The sequence below is a fragment of the Mucilaginibacter sp. OAE612 genome (assembly GCF_041806395.1).
GTDB lineage: Bacteria > Bacteroidota > Bacteroidia > Sphingobacteriales > Sphingobacteriaceae > Mucilaginibacter > Mucilaginibacter rubeus.
The window spans coordinates 396,094-415,623 of sequence record NZ_JBGMUW010000001.1 but is presented as its reverse complement, the minus strand read 5'-3'; the positions used below and the strand labels follow the sequence as shown (position 1 = coordinate 415,623).

17 protein-coding genes and 1 pseudogene are annotated in these 19,530 nt (G+C 42.6%); 12 read left to right on the top strand and 6 right to left on the bottom strand.

What is annotated here, in order from left to right:
- The first annotated feature begins 87 nt into the window (after window positions 1–87).
- Both ABID99_RS01795 and ABID99_RS01790 read left to right on the top strand, forming a co-directional pair.
- Window positions 88–2,598 carry an AsmA-like C-terminal region-containing protein gene (locus ABID99_RS01795; protein WP_373612667.1) on the top strand — a complete coding sequence of 837 codons (2,511 nt, stop codon included), beginning with the start codon at window positions 88–90 and terminating at the stop codon, window positions 2,596–2,598.
- Window positions 2,599–2,933: 335 nt separating this feature from the next.
- On the top strand, window positions 2,934–3,794 hold the full coding sequence (locus ABID99_RS01790) for an RNA polymerase sigma factor RpoD/SigA (RefSeq protein ID WP_090528912.1): 861 nt from the start codon (window positions 2,934–2,936) through the stop codon (window positions 3,792–3,794).
- 219 nt (window positions 3,795–4,013) lie between these two features.
- Here the strand turns inward: ABID99_RS01790 and ABID99_RS01785 are convergent, their stop codons facing one another.
- Both ABID99_RS01785 and carA read right to left on the bottom strand, forming a co-directional pair.
- On the bottom strand, window positions 4,014–4,511 hold the full coding sequence (locus tag ABID99_RS01785; RefSeq protein WP_373612666.1) for a helix-hairpin-helix domain-containing protein: 498 nt from the start codon (window positions 4,509–4,511) through the stop codon (window positions 4,014–4,016).
- Between the two features lie 122 nt (window positions 4,512–4,633).
- Window positions 4,634–5,734 (bottom strand): glutamine-hydrolyzing carbamoyl-phosphate synthase small subunit, encoded by a 1,101-nt coding sequence (carA, locus tag ABID99_RS01780; RefSeq protein ID WP_176627995.1) that lies wholly within the window; start codon window positions 5,732–5,734, stop codon window positions 4,634–4,636.
- 348 nt (window positions 5,735–6,082) lie between these two features.
- On the opposite strand from carA, the gene panB reads away from it, so the two are divergent.
- Both panB and ABID99_RS01770 read left to right on the top strand, forming a co-directional pair.
- Window positions 6,083–6,898: a 3-methyl-2-oxobutanoate hydroxymethyltransferase gene (gene panB / locus ABID99_RS01775; RefSeq protein WP_176627994.1), complete on the top strand. Its 816-nt coding sequence runs from the start codon at window positions 6,083–6,085 to the stop codon at window positions 6,896–6,898.
- 60 nt (window positions 6,899–6,958) lie between these two features.
- Window positions 6,959–7,705, top strand: a complete 747-nt coding sequence (locus ABID99_RS01770) for an RluA family pseudouridine synthase (RefSeq protein ID WP_090528924.1) — start codon at window positions 6,959–6,961, stop codon at window positions 7,703–7,705.
- Between the two features lie 25 nt (window positions 7,706–7,730).
- On the opposite strand, the gene yiaK is transcribed toward ABID99_RS01770, so the two are convergent.
- Complete coding sequence (yiaK, locus tag ABID99_RS01765) at window positions 7,731–8,714, bottom strand: 3-dehydro-L-gulonate 2-dehydrogenase (protein ID WP_373612665.1); 984 nt, start codon at window positions 8,712–8,714, stop codon at window positions 7,731–7,733.
- An 89-nt stretch (window positions 8,715–8,803) separates the two neighbouring features.
- Here yiaK and ABID99_RS01760 point away from each other — a divergent pair, with 89 nt between their 5' ends.
- Window positions 8,804–9,310, top strand: coding sequence for a DUF5004 domain-containing protein (locus ABID99_RS01760; protein ID WP_090528930.1), 507 nt, complete (start codon window positions 8,804–8,806; stop codon window positions 9,308–9,310).
- A gap of 108 nt (window positions 9,311–9,418) precedes the next feature.
- Window positions 9,419–9,998, top strand: a pseudogene (gene purN / locus ABID99_RS01755) (phosphoribosylglycinamide formyltransferase).
- A gap of 44 nt (window positions 9,999–10,042) precedes the next feature.
- Here the strand turns inward: purN and ABID99_RS01750 are convergent.
- On the bottom strand, window positions 10,043–10,315 hold the full coding sequence (locus ABID99_RS01750; protein ID WP_373615884.1) for a type II toxin-antitoxin system RelE/ParE family toxin: 273 nt from the start codon (window positions 10,313–10,315) through the stop codon (window positions 10,043–10,045).
- Window positions 10,316–10,342: 27 nt separating this feature from the next.
- On the bottom strand, window positions 10,343–10,579 hold the full coding sequence (locus ABID99_RS01745) for a hypothetical protein (protein WP_176627991.1): 237 nt from the start codon (window positions 10,577–10,579) through the stop codon (window positions 10,343–10,345).
- Between the two features lie 195 nt (window positions 10,580–10,774).
- Between ABID99_RS01745 and purH the strand changes: the two genes are divergently transcribed.
- The 6 genes from purH to rodA all read left to right on the top strand — a co-directional run bounded on the left by purH (window position 10,775) and on the right by rodA (window position 18,350).
- On the top strand, window positions 10,775–12,301 hold the full coding sequence (gene purH / locus ABID99_RS01740) for a bifunctional phosphoribosylaminoimidazolecarboxamide formyltransferase/IMP cyclohydrolase (RefSeq protein WP_090528944.1): 1,527 nt from the start codon (window positions 10,775–10,777) through the stop codon (window positions 12,299–12,301).
- A 273-nt stretch (window positions 12,302–12,574) separates the two neighbouring features.
- Window positions 12,575–13,597, top strand: coding sequence for a rod shape-determining protein (locus ABID99_RS01735; RefSeq protein ID WP_090528947.1), 1,023 nt, complete (start codon window positions 12,575–12,577; stop codon window positions 13,595–13,597).
- A gap of 116 nt (window positions 13,598–13,713) precedes the next feature.
- The gene (mreC, locus tag ABID99_RS01730) at window positions 13,714–14,547 is read left to right on the top strand and encodes a rod shape-determining protein MreC (RefSeq protein WP_373612664.1); all 834 of its coding nucleotides are present in this window, start codon (window positions 13,714–13,716) and stop codon (window positions 14,545–14,547) included.
- The gene (locus ABID99_RS01725) at window positions 14,540–15,058 is read left to right on the top strand and encodes a rod shape-determining protein MreD (protein ID WP_090528953.1); all 519 of its coding nucleotides are present in this window, start codon (window positions 14,540–14,542) and stop codon (window positions 15,056–15,058) included. The genes mreC and ABID99_RS01725 overlap by 8 nt, the downstream gene beginning before the upstream one ends.
- Window positions 15,055–17,088 (top strand): penicillin-binding protein 2, encoded by a 2,034-nt coding sequence (mrdA, locus tag ABID99_RS01720; RefSeq protein ID WP_373612663.1) that lies wholly within the window; start codon window positions 15,055–15,057, stop codon window positions 17,086–17,088. Before ABID99_RS01725 ends, mrdA begins: the two co-directional genes overlap by 4 nt.
- Complete coding sequence (gene rodA / locus ABID99_RS01715) at window positions 17,085–18,350, top strand: rod shape-determining protein RodA (RefSeq protein WP_175490007.1); 1,266 nt, start codon at window positions 17,085–17,087, stop codon at window positions 18,348–18,350. The genes mrdA and rodA overlap by 4 nt, the downstream gene beginning before the upstream one ends.
- A gap of 87 nt (window positions 18,351–18,437) precedes the next feature.
- Here the strand turns inward: rodA and ABID99_RS01710 are convergent, their stop codons facing one another.
- Window positions 18,438–19,511, bottom strand: coding sequence for a hypothetical protein (locus ABID99_RS01710; protein ID WP_373612662.1), 1,074 nt, complete (start codon window positions 19,509–19,511; stop codon window positions 18,438–18,440).
- Window positions 19,512–19,530: the final 19 nt, after the last annotated feature.

Sequence of the window (19,530 nt, the reverse complement as noted above, 5' to 3'; positions counted from 1 at the left end):
TTACCTATTCCTATACCGTATGTTAATTATATGTTACAATACAAACAATTATATAACCATAACGCTTTAACAATAAATTAGTTGAAGATGCCGAAATGGTTAAAGATAACCTTAAAGATCGCCGGAGCGCTTGTTGGTTTAATTATAATTATGTTTATTGCCCTTACTGTTTATGTTAATAATAATAAACAGAAGGTGCTTGCTATGATCACCACCGAGCTTAATAAAAACCTGAACGGCACGCTAACCATCGGCACTATTGATCCAACATTATTTAAAGGTTTTCCGGGGGTGTCTGTCGAGCTGAAAGATGTAGTACTGAAAGATAACCGCTGGGCGCAACATCATCATACATTGCTTACCGCCAAAGACCTTGAAGTATCCGTAAATGCCTCGGCCCTTTTAAAGGGCGAAGTGGTGATCAATAAAATAGATATCAGCAATGCCGATATCGACCTGTTTACCGATAGTACCGGCTACAGCAATACATCGATATTTAAAACAAAACCTAAAGTTGAAAAAGACCCAAAAGAGAAACAAACCAGCTCTTCCACACAAATTGGCAGGTTTTCGTTGAACAAGGTAAACTTTGTTGTTGACGACCGTCATGCTTACAAACTGTTCAAATTTGCAGTTAACGATATTCAGGGCCGGATGGAGTATCCTGCCAAAGGATGGAACGCCGATATCGACCTGAATACGATAGCAAACAGCTTTTCCTTCAATACCAAAAAGGGAAGCTTTATGAAAAACAGGCTTTTAAAGGGGCATTTTGATATCAGTTATGATTATGCATCGCAGGTTATTAACCTTGCCCCCAATACATTAAACATTGGCGATAACCCATTTACCGTGGGTGCACAGTTTAATCTTAAATCGCCCGAAACTGATTTCACCATTAACCTGAAAGCGGATGAAATTTTATGGAACGATGCTGCTAACCTACTGGCTGCCAACATCATCAAAAGCCTCAAAATGTTTGATCTGAAAAAGCCAATTGATGTTACCTGCGATTTGAAAGGAAGTTTTGGCGGCGGCGGCGATCCGTTGATTTACGTTACGGCCAAGGTTAAAAACAATGTGTTAACTACCCGGGGCGGCACTGTTGAAGATTGTAGTTTTAATGGCGTATTCAGTAATAACTACATCAATGGCAAAGGTTTAAATGACGATAACTCGGTTATAAAGCTTTATCATTTTAACGGCAGCTATAAGAATATTCCATTTACTATTGATACCGCATTTATCAACAACCTGAATACACCGGTGGCTACCGGGATTTTCAGATCGCGCTTTCCCGTTACCAAACTTAACCCGGTTATTGGCGATGAAAGCCTGAAATTTACCAAAGGCATTGTTGATTTAAAACTTGCTTATAAAGCCGATATTGTAAATTTTAAATTCACCAAACCCTTCGTTACTGGTAATGTAGATATTAAAAATGCGGATGTAAATTACCTCCCGCGTGGACTCATATTCAAAAACAACTCCATTGCCTTAAAATTTACCGATAAAGATCTTTATATAAATAATATCCGCCTGCAAAATGGCAGTAGCGTAGTGTACATGCAGGGTAAGGTGAGCAATTTCCTCAACCTGTATTATACCGATCCACAAAAGATTTTGATTGTATGGCAGATCACCAGTCCGCAGATACATCTTGGCGAGTTTTTAGGCTTCCTGAACAATCGCGGATACGAAAGCAGTAAAAGCAGCGGAGGAGCGGGCAAAAGGATGTCTAATGCCAAAATTACCAATCAACTTAATACCGCCTTTGATAAAGGGCAGGCCGAACTTCACCTGCGCTTAGCCAAAGTATATTATAAAAAGTTTTTGGCGACAAGCGTTAATGCCGATATCCTTTTAGCCGACAACACCATGAAAATGCGCAATGTAAGCCTTAAAAGCTCGGGAGGATCATTGAGTTTAAGCGGCCTGGTGCTGCAGGGGCCAACCAATAATTTTGCCATTAGTACAACTATTAACCACGTAAATACTAATACTTTCTTTGCATCGTTTAACAACTTCGGTCTCAAGGATTTTACCAGCGATAACTTGCGGGGTTTTCTATCGGCAAGGGTTGATATTAAAGGCGGGATCAAAAACACCGGCGACCTGGTACCGAAATCAATAAAAGGATTTGCACAGGTTAATTTAACAGATGGTGCATTGGTAAACTTTGCGCCCATAAAAAGCGTAGGCAAATTTGCCTTCCCTTTTCGCGACCTGGATAATATAACTTTTGGTGATTTAAAAGCCCGGTTTGATCTTGATGGTGATAAAATAAAAATTGCGCCCATGCAAATTAACTCGAGCGTACTCAACATGGATGTGGAAGGTACCTATTCGCTATCGCGGGGTACTAACATAGCCATTGATGTACCCTTGCGCAACCCGAAGAATGACAGCAAAATAGCAGATGAAACCGAACGTAATAAAAAACGTATGAAAGGCATAGTTTTACACATACTTGCCACCGATGGCGATGAAGGTAAAATAAAAATTAAGTGGAACAAAAACCATAAAAAAACAAAAGCAGATGATGATGAGCAGAAGTCAGATGATACCCAGCAAGCGCCTGAACCTAAACAAAATTAGTTTAAGTTCAAAAATCTTCACGTTAACCTTATTTTCATGGTGTTTAAATGACACTATAATAGCAAATAAATGCTTACCTTTGTGCTGTTCATTATAGGGTAATATGTTGATTAAACATTTAATTGGTTAGCACATTATTTTAAAACTTTTAAACCGCTCGTTCCTTACAGCAATAATATCAGAAGAAAACCCTCGTTTTAAATATTAAATACTTATCCCGGGTTCACAAATAAAGAAGGAAGCAAAGTTTAATGTAGTCTGTTTTTACCTCCGGTTGTTTAACCCGGCACATGTATCTTATTGAACCGTTTTTAGCTTATAATCTGTATTAAAAAATGAGACAACTTAAAATATCCCAATCAATCACTAACCGCGAATCGGCATCGCTCGAAAAATACCTGCATGATATTGGCAAGGTAGATTTGATCACAGCTGAGGAGGAAGTGATCCTGGCGCAAAAGATCCGTGAGGGCGACCAGGTAGCGTTAGAACGTTTGACAAAAACAAACCTTCGCTTTGTGGTATCGGTTGCTAAGCAGTACCAAAACCAGGGCCTTACCCTGGGCGACTTAATAAACGAAGGAAACCTTGGTTTAATTAAAGCGGCAAAACGCTTTGACGAAACCAAAGGCTTTAAATTTATTTCATATGCCGTATGGTGGATCCGTCAGTCAATCCTGTCGGCCATTGCCGAGCAATCGCGTATTGTGCGTTTACCATTGAACCAAATAGGTTCATTGAGCAAAATACACAAAGCAGCTTCAAAACTGGAGCAGGAATTTGAAAGACAGCCAACACCCGAAGAACTTGCAGACAACCTGGAAATTTCGGTTGATAAAATTGCCGATTCGATGAATAACGCCGGCAGGCAGATTTCAATGGACGCGCCTTTTATTCAGGGTGAAGAAAACACCTTGCTTGACGTATTGGCCAGCTCTGATGCTGCAACCGATACTGAAGTAATGGCCGATTCATTATCGCAGGAAATTAAACGCTCGTTAGGTATCCTTGCCGAACGTGACCGTGAAGTACTGATGTTATTTTTTGGCCTTGGTGGCCATGCTCCTCATTCGTTAGAGGAAATAGGTGAAAAATTTGATTTAACCCGCGAGCGTGTTCGCCAGTTGAAAGACAAGGCTTTGATGCGTTTACGCCACAATTCAAAATCAAACCTGTTACAATCATACTTAAACTAATCCAGGATATCCGCCTGAGTTTTTATACCAAAACCGCGACTGAGATTTCATTCGCGGTTTTTTTGTGGGATGATGTTTTTAATTCCCTCCCTTGGGAGGGGTGTGTTGGAATGAGCAGTGGCAGGGAGGGGCTATACGCTATTTCAAACGAATAAGCATATCGATGAAATCCCTCCCTACACCCTCCCAAGGGAGGGAATCGCACAATCCCGTACTTTTTTATTTACTCCCCACAAACTCTTTCCCGTTACGATACTGCGGCAACTCGTACCACGCCTTTGCAGGTCGGCTTGCAGGGAAGCCATGCTCGGCCCGGTAAGCCTTACGCTCGGCGGTAAAATGCCACCAGCTTTTTCCGGTGTCGCCATGCTTAATATAGTGTGATAATAATCGGTATGAATCCTCCACACATGGATCGGCCCAGGCGCCTACGTGGCGTTCAAATGCATTAAAAAGTTCAACTGGGTCTTTGCCTTTTAATTGTTCTAAAGAATAATAGCCTTGCTGTATCAGCTCAGTCGCAAAATTGATCCCTAATGATGGGATACTTTGAAATTCAATCAATGCATTTATCTCCCTGGCGCGTTCGGCATCTGCATTTAATATCATTGCAACTTCATCCGGGGCGAAGGTAACGAGATCGGCAATCTTGGTTTTTTGAGCCCGGAGAATAGCTTTTTCTTCTGCTGTAAGGAGCAGATTAATGGATTTCTTCATAATTCAGGCGGATATAACAACTAATTTAGAAAGGAATTATGAAAAATAAAAAAGCCTTCCAAACTAAATTGAAAGGCTTCGGACATCCGCACATTTAAAATCTGTACAGGTGCAATCAAAATTTATTTCATCAGCTTGATAAAGTCATCAAACAAATACCTTGAATCGTGCGGACCAGGTGACGATTCAGGGTGATATTGTACCGAGAAAGCTTTTTTGCCTTTTACACGAATGCCTTCGATGGATTGGTCGTTCAGGTTAACGTGGGTGATCTCTACCTTATCCGAAGCGCGTACAGCTTCCGGTACTACACCAAAACCGTGGTTTTGTGAAGTAACCTCGCAATGGTTAATGATGATGTTTTTTACCGGGTGGTTTAAACCACGGTGACCGTTAAACATTTTTTGAGTTGGGATATCGTTAGCCAAAGCCAGCAACTGGTGGCCTAAGCAAATCCCGAACATCGGCTTATCAGCAGCTAAAATTTCTTTTACAGTTTCAACCGCGTAAGGCATAGCTGATGGATCGCCGGGGCCGTTTGAAATAAAGTAGCCTGTAGGGGCAAAATCTTTTTCCATTTCGGCGTAGGTTGTTTTAGCCGGGAATACTTTGGCATAAACCTCGCGCGAATCAAAATTGCGAAGGATGTTTTTCTTTACACCAAGGTCAAGCACCGCTACACGGTAAGGAGCATCTTCGCTGCCAAAAGTATAAGTTTCGGTAGTTGATACCTGCGATGAAAGCTCCAGGCCATCCATCGAAGGCACCAGGTCAAGCTTTGCTTTCAGTTCATCCAGATCCAATATTTCTGATGAAATGATGGCATTCATAGCGCCTTTATCACGAATGTGGCGAACAAGCTGACGGGTATCTATATCAGATATACCAACTATGTTTTGCTCCTGGAAATAATCCTGTATCGATTCATCGGCCTGTTTACGGCTGTAGGCAATGTTATAATTTTTGCAAACCAGACCTGCAATCTGGATCCTGCCCGATTCAACCTCTTCATTAGCAATACCGTAGTTACCAATGTGCGCATTGGTGGTTACCATAATTTGCCCAAAGTATGAAGGGTCGGTAAAAATTTCCTGGTAGCCGGTCATGCCGGTATTAAAACAAATCTCGCCGGTGGTAGTACCCATTTTGCCAGCAGCTTTACCGTAAAAAACGGTGCCGTCGGCAAGCAGCAATATAGCCGGTAATTTGGTGAAATAATTCATCGCTTAAAAAAATTGAAAGGGTTAAATGATCGGATCGCCTGGTTCAAAGCCCCGTGAAAACTGATAGAAATATTGAAGTAAGGAACTTCCGGATTCACGGCGCAAAAGTAGAAAATAATTTCGGTATTCGGATGTGAGATTTCTGATTTATTTTGATTTCGGATTTCGAATGTGGGATTTCGGATTTATTAGTAATGAATACGCTCCCTGCCAATCAAAATAACAAATCAAAAACAGAAAAATCCGAAATCGAAATTCCGAAATTCGAAATCCAAAAATCACCTTCGAAATCAAAATTCCGAAATCCGAAATCATGCTTACCTTTGCACTGCGATAACACATTTATCAATGTCTGTAAATAAAGAAATAAAGCGTATCACCACCAATACCATCCAGGAGATGAAGGTTCGTGGCGAAAAGATCTCTATGCTTACCGCATATGACTATTCGATGGCTACCATAGTCGACGATGCCGGGACTGATATCATCCTTGTTGGTGATTCGGCCTCCAATGTGATGGCGGGTCACGAAACTACGCTGCCTATAACGCTCGACCAGATGATCTATCATGCATCATCTGTGGTACGTGCGGCTAAACGTGCATTGGTGGTTGTCGATCTGCCTTTTGGATCATACCAGGGCAACTCCAAGGAAGCGCTGAACTCAGCCATCCGCATTATGAAGGAAGCCGGGGCACACGCCGTTAAAATTGAAGGCGGCGTTGAAATAGCCGAATCAGTTAGCCGGATCTTAACCGCCGGCATCCCGGTAATGGGGCACCTTGGCCTTACACCGCAATCCATATATAAATTTGGAACGTACACCGTACGCGCCAAACATGAAGCCGAGGCACAAAAACTGCGTGATGATGCCCTTAAACTCCAGGAACTTGGCTGCTTTGGTATTGTATTGGAAAAAATCCCGGCCAAACTGGCGCAGGAAGTATCTGAAAGTCTGCAAATCCCTACAATAGGTATCGGCGCTGGTCAGCATTGCGACGGCCAGGTACTGGTGATCCATGATATGCTGGGGATTAACAAAGGCTTTAAACCCCGCTTTTTACGCCAGTATTCCAACCTGTATGATATCATGCACGACGCGATCAAAAATTACAATACCGACGTAAAAAGTAACAGTTTCCCTAACGAGAAAGAGCAGTATTAATTAGCCTATAGTTGATAGTTTATAGATCATAGTAAAGATGATGGCCATGAACTATTAACCATGAACCATGAACTAACACAAATGGCCCGTCCTGAATTTAATTATAGCAATGCCGATATTACCGATAAGGATGTTCTTTATGAGGACAACCACCTTATTGCCATAAATAAACGTGCGGGAGATATTGTACAGGTTGACGAAACCGGCGATGAGCCGCTGGACGAAAAGGTAAAAAAATACATCGCCAAAAAATACAGCAAGCCTAACGGCGCTTTTTTAGGCGTGGTACACCGCCTTGACAGACCGGTAAGCGGCGTGATCCTGTTTGCCAAAACCAGTAAAGCGCTCGACCGGATCAACAAAATGTTTAAAGCCCGCGAAATGCATAAAACCTATTATGCAGTAGTGCGCAAAAAACCATTTCCCGAAGAAGGCACCCTGGTACATTGGCTGGTAAAAAACTCACAGAAAAATGTAACCAAAGCCCATGACCGAGAAGTACAGGGCAGCTTACGCTCGGAGCTAAGCTATAAATTGGTGGGCGAGCTAAACGGATACTATTTAATTGAGGTTGACCCGATAACCGGTCGCCCGCACCAGATCAGGGTACAGCTTTCAACCCTCGGCTGCCCCATCGTAGGCGATAATAAATATGGCTATCCCCGCGGCAGCCTGCGCAAAAGCATTTGCCTGCATGCACGCAAGCTTACGTTTGTACACCCGGTAAAAAACGAACCGGTTGCTATTATTGCTCCCGTACCGCGCGATGGCTTTTGGGAAAAATTTGAGGGAATGATGGTAGGGTAAATTTGTCAGTAGTCAATCCATCGGTTCACATCGCCAAAACCCTTTCCCAGATCTCCTCATTAACAGGTATCCCATCCCGTAAATTCCGCTCTCTTGTTTTGAGCATATTTTCGCCAGGGTATGAAACCTGTTCACCATCAACAGGATTGCTGCTTTTGGTGTAGCCCAGGATTTCATTTATTAAACGCTCATTTTGCTCAGTGTCTGTTTTCAGGCAGATAAACACTTGCGATACGCCCCACTCCTTTTCGTGTTCGCTGATTTTTGAGGTAGATTTTCCTCCGCTTAGTAATGTCGCCAGCAGATCAAGCATCAGCGATAAACCCGACCCTTTCCAAAAACCAATAGGCAACATCCGTTTTGACTGCAAAATGGCATCGACATCAGTACTTAAATTCCCTTCATGATCATAGCCACCGGGCAATGGCAAAGATTTATTTTGCGATTTGCTCTCCATCAGCTTACCTACCGAGTATTGCGAAATAGCCATGTCCAATAAGACATGTCCGCCCTTACGCGGCACCGCAATAACCAGGGGATTATTACCAAGCCGCGGGTCGAGCCCGCCCCAGGGCGGCAGGTTAGCAATGGTGTTTGTAAAACAAATGCCTATAAATCCGGCATCAGCCGCCTGCAAGCCATAAGTACCGCCACGCATCCAGTGATTGGTATTTTTGATAGCAACACAGCCAATGCCGTACTCACCGGCCAGTTCAACAGCCCGGCTCATGCACCTGTTTGCGTTTAACATACCAAGACCAAAATTACCGTTCCATTGCTCAATTGCACCCAGATTGTTTATCATTACAGCTTCCGCATCCGGTTTAAACAAGCCTTCCTTTACAGTTTGTACAAAAGCAGGAAACCGGTTAAGGCCATGACTGTAAACACCATCCCTGCTGTTGGCGGCGAAAATGGCGGCGCATTGCCGGGCTTTTGCAAGCGGCAGATCAATACTTAATAGTACTCTTTCAAATTCGGCTTCAAGTTTTTGGTATGGAACGCGCATTGGTTTTGAAATAAATTTAATTTATAGCGTTTATTACAGTGTACTGATGCAAGGTAATCAACCATATTTTATAATTTTGCCTTTAATAAATGAAAAGAACCCCGCTGTTGTTTTTCCTGTTTTTAATAAGTATTGCGCTGATTGTTAATTCATGCAAGAAAGATAACTTAAGCCATATACCCGGATTATTAGCAGGTAACTGGCAATTGGCTTCTATAACCGTTACCAATTATGTGGGTGATGCCCAGGTTTCTTTAGATACCTTAAACCAAACTTGCCAGGATACCCAACTTTTTACCTTCAATGCCGACAATTCCTGCAGCTACACTAATTTTCAATGCAAATCAGATACCGCGAAGGGCCGCTGGTCGCTTACTGCAAATAAATTATTTTTAATTTCGGACATGGTTTGTAAAGATACCACCAAAGCATCGGGCGGTACCTCAAAGCCATTTGAAAACACTAAAATAGTTACCTTGGGTAATTATTCGCTGGTATTAGAAACAGGGGATGTTGAACCAAACTATTCGGCGACAAAAAAACGACGCATTATGCGTTACGGGTTTATCAGGCAAAAAGTAACTGCCACCCAATAGTTTTAAATATTTTTAATTGTAAAATGGTTTTAATAGTTTCAATGCCAAGTAAACAGTCAGCCCGATGAAACTATTGTAGCTTCATCTTCGTTGAAAAATAAATTATCGATGAAAAAAAGAATTGCCATTTTCGCTTCAGGTTCCGGCTCAAACGCCCAAAAGTTAATGGAGCATTTTAAACGCAATGCCGATGCCGAAGTTGTGCTGATACTTACCAATAATCCTCAAGCTTACGTTTTACAGCGTGCCGATAACTTTGAGGTACCCTCGCATATTTTCAGTCGCCATGAGTTTTATGAAACAGACGGTGTTTATCCGCCTGCTAAAAAACTTACAGGTTGATCTGATTGTGCTCGCCGGTTTTTTATGGCTTGTGCCCCAATCATTATTAAAAGCATTCCCCAATAAGATTATTAACCTGCATCCTGCCCTGTTACCCAAATATGGCGGCAAAGGCATGTACGGCGATAACGTACACCGCAAAATATTAGAAGATAAAGAAGAGGAAAGCGGCATCACCATTCACTTCGTTAACGAAAACTTTGACGAAGGCGAGATTATCCACCAGTCGAAATTTAAAATTGAACCGGGCGATACGCTTGAGATCGTAAAATTTAAAGGCCAGCAGTTAGAGCATAATCATTTCCCGAAAGTTGTTGAGGCGCTGTTGAAAAAGATGAAAAGCTGAGTTTTTTAGTGATTAGGGGGGTATCTAAGTTCTTTTATGGGTTATTAAAACAACAATGACCCATGTATAATTTCGTAAACAGTCAATTCACCATCAACAATTTTAAAGGCTATAACCCAGTCATTGAAATGACTGCAAGAATATTTGAACGCGGCTAAAACCTCATGGTTACAAATGGAATGCTGTACTCCGGGTACAGCTAATCTTTTGATAGCTGTCTTGAATTTCAAAGCAAATCTTGCACCGCTTCCCGGCGTATTTTTCGATTCTACAAAATCAACAATCGCATCAATAACCTTTAAGGCCTTAGGCTTAATAGGTAACGTTCAAAATACAGAATGGGCTTATTGAGTATATTTAGAAAAAGCTTTATCTAACGGAATAGCTTCTTCATCAAGATCTTTATTTAAATAATTAATCAGCTCTTCGTTTGTTGCTTTTCTTCCAATCCCCCTCGCGACGTCAATTGTATTCAAATCCTTAACTTCTTGTGTTTGCGCAGAAAGACCAAGCTCTTCAGCAAGCTGCATCAACAAGCGGGTCTTTTTTTCCGAATTTGATTGAATAATCACCGTAGTCATATACTAAGTTACCAATTATTTATGAATACCTCAACAATTAGCCTATCGAACGCACGGTAATACACATTAAATATCGCCTGCTATAAAATTTCGATGTGGATAAATATCGATCCTATGCTAATAACTAATCTCTAATTAACTAACCTCCAATTAACTAAATATCACTACCTTTGCGGCTCAAAAAACAGTGTGTACATGAGCCAGTCAGTTCAAATAAAAAATGCTTTAATTTCTGTTTATTACAAAGATAACTTAGAGCCCATCATTCATGAGTTAAACCGCCTTGGTGTAAATATCTATTCAACCGGAGGTACCGAAACTTTTATCCGCAATTTAGGTGTAAATGTGATCCCGGTTGAGGACCTTACCTCTTATCCTTCAATCCTTGGTGGCCGTGTTAAAACCCTGCACCCTAAGGTTTTCGGTGGTATTTTGGCCCGCAGGAGCTTTGATGGAGATAAACAGCAGTTAGAGCAATATGAAATTCCTGAAATTGATTTGGTAATTGTTGACCTGTACCCGTTTGAAGAAACTGTACAATCAGGCGCCGGTGCCGAAGATGTGATCGAAAAGATCGATATCGGCGGTATTTCTTTGATCCGCGCAGCTGCAAAAAACTTTAAAGACGTAGTGATCGTAGCTTCAAAAGATGACTACGCCGGCCTTGAAAATATCCTGAAAACGCAGGAAGGTGCTACCACAATTGATCAGCGCCGTTCATTCGCTCAAAAAGCATTCAACATATCGTCAAACTACGATACACATATTTTCAACTACTTTAACGAGGCTGAGCCGCTTCCGGTGTTTAAACAAAGTATCCAAACCAGCCAGGTTTTACGTTACGGCGAAAACCCGCATCAAAAAGGCACTTTCTATGGTAACCTTGATGCCATGTTCAACAAACTGAACGGCAAAGAGCTTTCATACAACAACCTGGTTGATGTTGATGCTGCAGTTGCTATTATTGATGAGTTTACCGAGCCTACTATCGCTATCCTTAAGCATACCAATGCCTGCGGTGTAGCTTCACGTTCATTTATTAAAGAAGCATGGATCGATGCTTTAGCCTGCGACCCGGTATCTGCCTTTGGTGGTGTAATTATTGCCAATGCCGAAATCGACGCAGAAACTGCTACCGAGATCGACAAGATATTTTATGAGGTGCTGATCGCTCCGGCATTTACAGACGAAGCAGTGCAGATCCTTTCCGGTAAAAAGAACCGCATCCTGTTGGTTCGTCAGCCGGTTGAACTGCCTGTTAAGCATTTCAAAACTTTATTGAACGGTGTAATCGAGCAGGATAAAGACGCTGTTATTGAAGGTCCGGCCCAAATGACTACTGTTACTGAAAAAGCACCAACCGAAGCCGAACTAAAAGACCTGTTCTTCGCTAATAAAATTGTAAAGCACACCAAATCAAACACCATTGTATTTGCTAAAAATAACCAGCTAATGGCAAGTGGTGTGGGTCAAACCTCAAGGGTTGACGCACTTAGGCAAGCGGTGATCAAAGCACAAAGCTTTGGCTTCGACCTGAACGGTGCGGTAATGGCGTCCGACGCTTTCTTCCCCTTCCCTGATTGTGCCGAACTGGCTGCCGAAGCTGGGATCACCGCCATTTTACAACCGGGCGGATCAATTAATGACAAGCTTTCGGTTGCCATGTGCAATGAAAAAGGTTTGGCTATGGTTACTACCGGCGTACGTCACTTTAAACACTAACATTTAAGGTTGACCGGGTTGATTTGGTGAGTAGTTTATTAGGTTAAAAACGTTTGATTGAAGAGTAGAGATTGATTTGGTGAAAAGGAAAAATGTTTTTAACCTGTTTTAACTTAATTTACCTGTAAATCCGGTCAACCATCTAATAAATAAGCTCTATCAACCCAACCCCAACACAATAAATGTGATTTTTTAACGCTTAAGTTTGCAAAATGCTAATTTATTTAAGCGTATTTTTATAAACTTTGCATAACATACTGAAAGAAATACCAGATGGGTTTATTTAACTTTTTTACACAAGAAATTGCTATCGATTTAGGTACAGCAAATACCCTCATTATACATAACGACAAAGTTGTTGTTGACGAACCCTCGATTGTGGCGTTTGACAGAACAACCAATAAAGTGATTGCCATTGGCAGGCAGGCCATGCAAATGGAAGGTAAAACGCACGATAATATCCGTACCGTGCGCCCGCTTAAAGACGGTGTAATTGCCGACTTTAACGCCGCCGAGCACATGATCCGTGGGATGATCAAAATGATTAACCAGGGTAAGGGATGGTTCTTTCCATCGCTGCGTATGGTGATCTGTATCCCGTCAGGAATTACCGAGGTAGAGAAACGTGCCGTGCGCGACTCGGCCGAGATTGCCGGCGCCAAAGAGGTTTACCTCATCCACGAACCAATGGCTGCTGCTGTAGGTATCGGCATCGACGTGGAAGAGCCGATGGGCAACATGATCATTGATATTGGTGGTGGTACAACCGAAATTGCCGTTATTGCTTTATCGGGTATCGTGTGCGACCAGTCGATCCGCGTAGCGGGTGATAACTTTGATTCGGACATTGTACAATACATTCGTCGCCAGCATAACATCATGATTGGTGACCGTACTGCCGAAAAAATTAAAATTGAGGTTGGCGCCGCGCTTCCTGAACTAAGCGAGCCACCGGGTGATTTTGCCGTACAAGGCCGTGACCTGATGACAGGTGTACCAAAACAAATTATGGTATCATACACCGAAATTGCACATTGTTTGGATAAATCGATCTCAAAAATTGAAGAAGCGATATTGAAAGCGTTGGAAATTACCCCTCCCGAGCTTTCGGCCGATATTTATCAAACCGGTATCTACTTAACCGGTGGGGGTGCTTTATTGCGCGGTTTGGATAAGCGTGTGGCTGCCAAAACCAAACTACCCGTTCACGTTGCCGAAGACCCTCTTCGCGCCGTAGTACGCGGAACCGGCACCGCCCTTAAAAACATTGGCAATTTTAAATTTTTAATGCAGTAAATTAGAAACAAGAATTTAAGAATTAAGAGACAAGAAGGAAATAAGTTGAATGTTGTTCTCCTTTTCTTGTCTCTTGGTTCTTGTTATCTTGATTCCAATTTCAAATCTGAAAAGCAATGCGTAACCTTTGGATATTTATAACTAAGTATAACGCGTTTTTTTTATTCCTGATTTTTGAGATTAGTTCGCTGCTTATATATATTAAATACAACTCGTTTCAAAAAGCGTCTTTTATTAATTCAACCAATAAGGTAACCGGTACCTTGTACAGCCAGGTTGATGCTTTAAAAGAATACCTGTCATTAAAAGAAACCAACGATAGCCTTGCCCGCGAAAATGCCAAACTTCGCGGCCAGCTCAAAGCTTCTATGTATGTTGATACTGTTGAAAAACACAAGGTTAATGATACCGTTTACAAACAACAATATACTTATATTGTAGCCAAGGTAATCAATAATTCGTTCAATAAACGCAGCAACTATATTACTATTAACCGGGGTAGCAGGGACGGCATCCAAAAAGATATGGGTGTAATAACAGGTGCAGGCGTTGTGGGCCAGGTTATTGCAGTAACCGAGCATTTGGCTATTATTCAATCGGTTTTGCATAAAAACACGCGGTTTAGCGCCATGCTTTCAGGTACTAAAGATATAGGCTCGTTTGTATGGGGTAACGATCTTGATCCGCACAGGGGTGTATTGATAGATATCCAGAATAATGCCCAGCCCAAAATTGGCGATACGGTGGTTACCTCGGGCTATTCGCTTTTTCCTACCGGTATACCGTTTGGCAAAGTTACCAACCTGCATGCCAAAGGCGGCGGTTTACTCATCAACGTTGAGGTAGCCTTAGCTGTTGATTTTACAAAGCTTCAATACGTTTACGTGGTAAATAACAAATTTGCCGGTGAACAAACGGTACTGGAGGCCGTACAAAACAAAAATGAGTAGAACTATCCTTGTTAACCTTGTTAGGTTTATAGTTTTGGTTTTTATGCAGGTTTTCCTGTTAAAAAACATAACGTTTTATAATCTTGCCACCCCTTATTTCTATATCCTTTTCATTTTGTTGCTTCCCTTTGAAGTACCTAATCCACTGCTGTTTGTACTCTCGTTCCTGACAGGCCTTACTATTGATGCTTTTTATGATACACCGGGGCTTCATGCTGCGGCCTGCGTTGTGCTGGCATTGGTACGTGTACTTTTCATCAGCATCACGGTACAAAAGGATGGCTTTGATAACGAGCCCGAACCTACTTTGAGTATCATGGGTTTCAGGTGGTTTTTTACTTATGTGTTGATACTTACTTTATTCCACCACTTTTTCCTGCTTAATTTAGAGGTTTTTAGTTTTTCTGAAATACAATACACACTAAGCCGTGTTGTTTTGAGTTCATTGTTTACCGTATTTTTAATACTAATTTCGGGCCTGCTATTTTTCAGAAGGAAAGAACGTAAATGAATAAGTTTTTTGAACGCCGCTACGTTGTTACCGGTATTTTTATAGCTATCATATTAGCCCTGCTGGGAAGGCTGTACTATATCCAGATAGTTGATGATAAGTACGAGATCTATGCCAACAGTAACGTAAGGCGTACTACCATACTTTACCCTGCCCGCGGGCCTATACTCGATCGTAACGGCAAAATCCTTGTACAAAACGAACCCATTTATGATGTTACCGTTAATCCCAAGGAAGTAAAACCTTTTGATACCATGTTATTTTGCAAAATGATAGGTATCGACAAAGAGGGTTTCGACAAACGCTTTACCAAGGCTAAAAAACAATCGCCTAATACAGCATCCGTATTTGAAAAACAACTTTCTGTTCAGTTGTATGCTTCATTGCAGGAAAAGCTGTTTGAGTTTCCGGGCTTCGCTATAGTGCCCCGCACCATACGCACTTATCCCGACTCGGTAGCCGCACAGTTTTTAGGTTTTATTGGGGAGGTCACCGACAGGGACATCAAACGCTCAAACGGATATTACCGCCTTGGCGACTATATTGGCGTTACCGGCGTTGAAAAGGCCTACGAAAATGTATTACGCGGTCAGCGCGGCGTACAGGTACAAATGGTTGATTCGCATGGTGTACCCAAGGGTTCATTTGCCAATGGCGCGCTTGATACCGTACCCCGTTCGGGCGAACGTCTGACCTCGTCGTTAGACGTTGACTTGCAAAGGCTTGGTGAAAAACTAATGCAAAACAAGCTGGGCAGTATTGTGGCCATAGAGCCATCATCGGGCGAGATCTTATGTTATGTGAGCAGCCCTACTTACGATCCTAACCTCATGGTGGGCCGTCAGCGAGGCAACAACCTCGCCAAAATGTACAATAACCCATATAAGCCATTTTTCATCAGGCCTATCCAGGCACAATATCCTCCCGGTTCATCATTTAAACCATTAAGTGCCCTTATCGCGCTGCAGGAGGGCATCATTAACCCGAGCGAAACTTTTTATTGTACTGGTAATTACCGGGCAGGCAACCGCATTGTACACTGTAACCATGGCGAAGCACACGGCACGGTAAATATGGCCCGGGCCGTGGCCGAGTCATGTAACGGCTACTTCTCAATGGTGTTTCAACGTATTGTTGACCGGTACGGGGTAAAAAATACAGAAGCCAATTTCACCGCATGGCGAAATAATGTAATGAAATTTGGCCTTGGTGCAAGGCTGGACCTGGATATGCCTGCCGAAAGCCGTGGTAACGTTCCAACGCCTTTACATTATGATAATGTTTATCATAAAGGCGGCTGGCGTTCAAGCACCATCGTTCCGCTGGCCATAGGCCAGGGCGAGTTATTAGCAACACCTTTGCAAATGGCTAACCTGGAGTGTACTATTGCCAATCGCGGGTTTTACTATAAGCCTCACCTTATCAAGGCAATCGGTACTAAAAACGTAATTAAAAAAGAATACGTTGAAAAAAACTATGTTGGGATAGATTCCGGATATTTTGAGCCTGTTATTAACGGAATGCAGGCAGTGGTTGAAAACGGTACAGCCAGACGGTCAAAAATACCTGATATTATTATGTGCGGTAAAACCGGCACCGCGCAAAATCCGCATGGCGAGGATAACTCGGTATTCGTGGCTTTCGCCCCACGCGATAATCCTAAGATAGCGATTGCTGTTGTAGTTGAAAACTCGGGCGAGGGTGCGCATTGGGCCGCTCCTATTGCAAGCTTCATAGTTGAAAAATATCTAAAAGGTAAGATCAGCCCGCGCGAATCGGGAATTACAGTTGATTATTATGCAAATGCCAACCGCCTGCCCGATCTTAGCCTGTATGCTCAAGATCTGCAAAAAGAACGCAGGCGTGACAGTATCAGGGCGGCAAAGGTTGATTCTATCAAAAAATTCAAAGCTGATTCAATTAAAAAGTTCAAGGCCGATTCAATAAAAAAAGAAAGGCGCGAATCAGCTTATAACAATAAACCGGCGAACTGGATTAAATCATTAACTGGCGGGAGGGCAAGATCATGAGCACTCAGCAGCGGAGTTTCTTCTTCAATGTAGATTGGCTTACAGTTTTTTTGTACCTGGTACTTTGCACCATTGGTTGGTTCAATATCCATGCTGCAGTTTTTGACACCAATCACCCGAGTATAGTCGATGCCTCAACCAATTACGGTAAGCAGTTCATCTTTATTTGCGTATCTGTAGTGATTGGTATTGTTATCCTGCTGCTCGAAAGCCGGTTCATTGCTGCCCTGGCCCCAGCATTTTATGTAGTAATAGTTTTGCTGCTGATACTGGTGTTGGTAATAGGCCGAAACGTAGGCGGTAACCAGGCCTGGATCAACATGGGCGGCGGTTTCCGGCTGCAGCCTTCGGAGTTTGCCAAGTTTGCAACCTGTTTATTGCTTGCGCGATATTTAAGCGGCACCAACATCCGGGTTACCGAACCCAAATCATTTTTAACTGCCGCCGTGATTATCGGATTCCCGATGTTACTGATCATGCTGCAGCCCGATACCGGTTCGACACTGGTATTTTGCTCTTTGATATTTGTTTTATACCGCGAAGGGCTTTCTCCTTATTTCCTGGTGATAGCGGGGTTGTTCATCACCCTTTTCGTTACGTCGCTATTATACAATCCGCTGTATATTATCCTGATCCTGGCTGTAATAACCGCTTTCATTATCTTTTTATTTAAGCGTAACAGGCAGCTCATCAAAACCGTGATCATCGGCCTTGCAATCTCTATAGCGTTTATATTCAGTGTAAAGTTTATTTATACCCACGTTTTAAAGAAACATCAAACAGAGCGTATTAACATACTCCTGGGTATCACTACCGATTTAAAGGGAAAAGGCTATAATGTAAACCAGTCGAAAATAGCTATAGGCTCCGGGAAAATGTGGGGTAAAGGTTATTTACATGGTACTCAAACCCAATACTCGTTTGTACCCGAGCAAAGTACCGACTTTATTTTCTGCACCGTCGGCGAAGAATGGGGCTTTGCAGGTTCATTAACGGTAATAAGCCTTTTTATGTTCCTTATATTACGGGTAATTCTCATTGCCGAACGGCAGCGATCGCCTTTTACGCGTATTTACGGTTACGGTGTAGCTTCAGTGCTATTTTTTCACGTAGTGATCAATATCGGTATGACCATTGGCGTAGTGCCCGTTATTGGAATCCCCCTACCGTTTATCAGCTATGGAGGCTCGTCATTACTAAGTTTTACCATGCTCCTGTTCACGCTTATCAAACTCGATTCGAACAGGAAATCGAATGTTTGATAATTTTAGTCAGAAGTCCGTAAGTCAGAAAGTTGGGGTACCTCTAAAATCGTCTTCACCATGAACCATCAACTATGAACTAAACCGCTACGAAGCAGGATATCTCCGTCGTAACAAAGCGTAAAACTTATCGGCTGTTGATGCTTTACTTTCCCAGTTATTTTTAACTACGTAGTTTGTTTTCAGGAAACGTTCGGCTTCTTCAAAAGTGTTAAATCGGTTTACTATCTCAATAGCTTCACTATAGGCCAGGCTGTAACCATTAAACAGATCTTTTATATAAAGCAGCTTATCATTCAGGTTTATGGCCGATTTAAGATCGGTAACCGGCAGCTCGGCAGTGGTGCTTGCCGCGTTGTTCGCTTTCTCAGCCTTTTGGGCCATGATCCTTTGATTAAAGGTTAGTACCTGCTGGTTGTTGCTTGTATCTGTTGAAGGAGCTGTAGCAACAACAGGTTCTGCTGCGGGTTTTATGGGCTCAGTTACCGGTACGGGCTTTGGCTGTTCGTCCATGGGTACTATCTCAACCGGCTTTTCGGGAAGTTCACCAATCAGCTCTTCCTGCTCAAACCTGTCTGCTTCATCATCCCAGGTATCAGCCTCGTTTAAATTTAGTTCAAAGCTGCTTCCTTCAGGAATTTCCTGTTGAAATGAATAAGTATCTGCCTCTTTTTCGGCAGCAATATTTATTTGCGGTTCGGGTGTTTCTTTTATTTCGGGCGCGGGGTTGATCACTTCTATTTTTACCGGGTTAAACGGCACCGGGGCCGGTGGTTCAGCATCGCTGGTAAGTTCTATCTTATCAACCGGCACAGGGACGTGCTGTTGTACTACCGGTTCAAAAAAGCGCTGCTCATGCAAAGCTTCCTCCTTTACAGGCGGAGGTGTTGCCGGCACCGGAGCGGGAGGTAATACCAGGGTTACCGGTGTATGTTCTTCAGCTGCCGGCTGGTTTTTTTCTGCAAGCAGTGCAGGAGCTGCCGCGCGCTCGTTGATGCGGCGCAGTATTTCGGCATGGTCTTTTAAAAAATGGGCATTGGCTACAAAAAGTTCTAATTCAAGCTCGTTAAGTTCGCTGGGATCAGCTGCAAGGTAGTCGTATTGATCATTAAGCTCTTTTAAAATCCCACCTATCTTTTTAAATACATCCATTTGCTTCATGGCCTCAATGTTAGGAAAA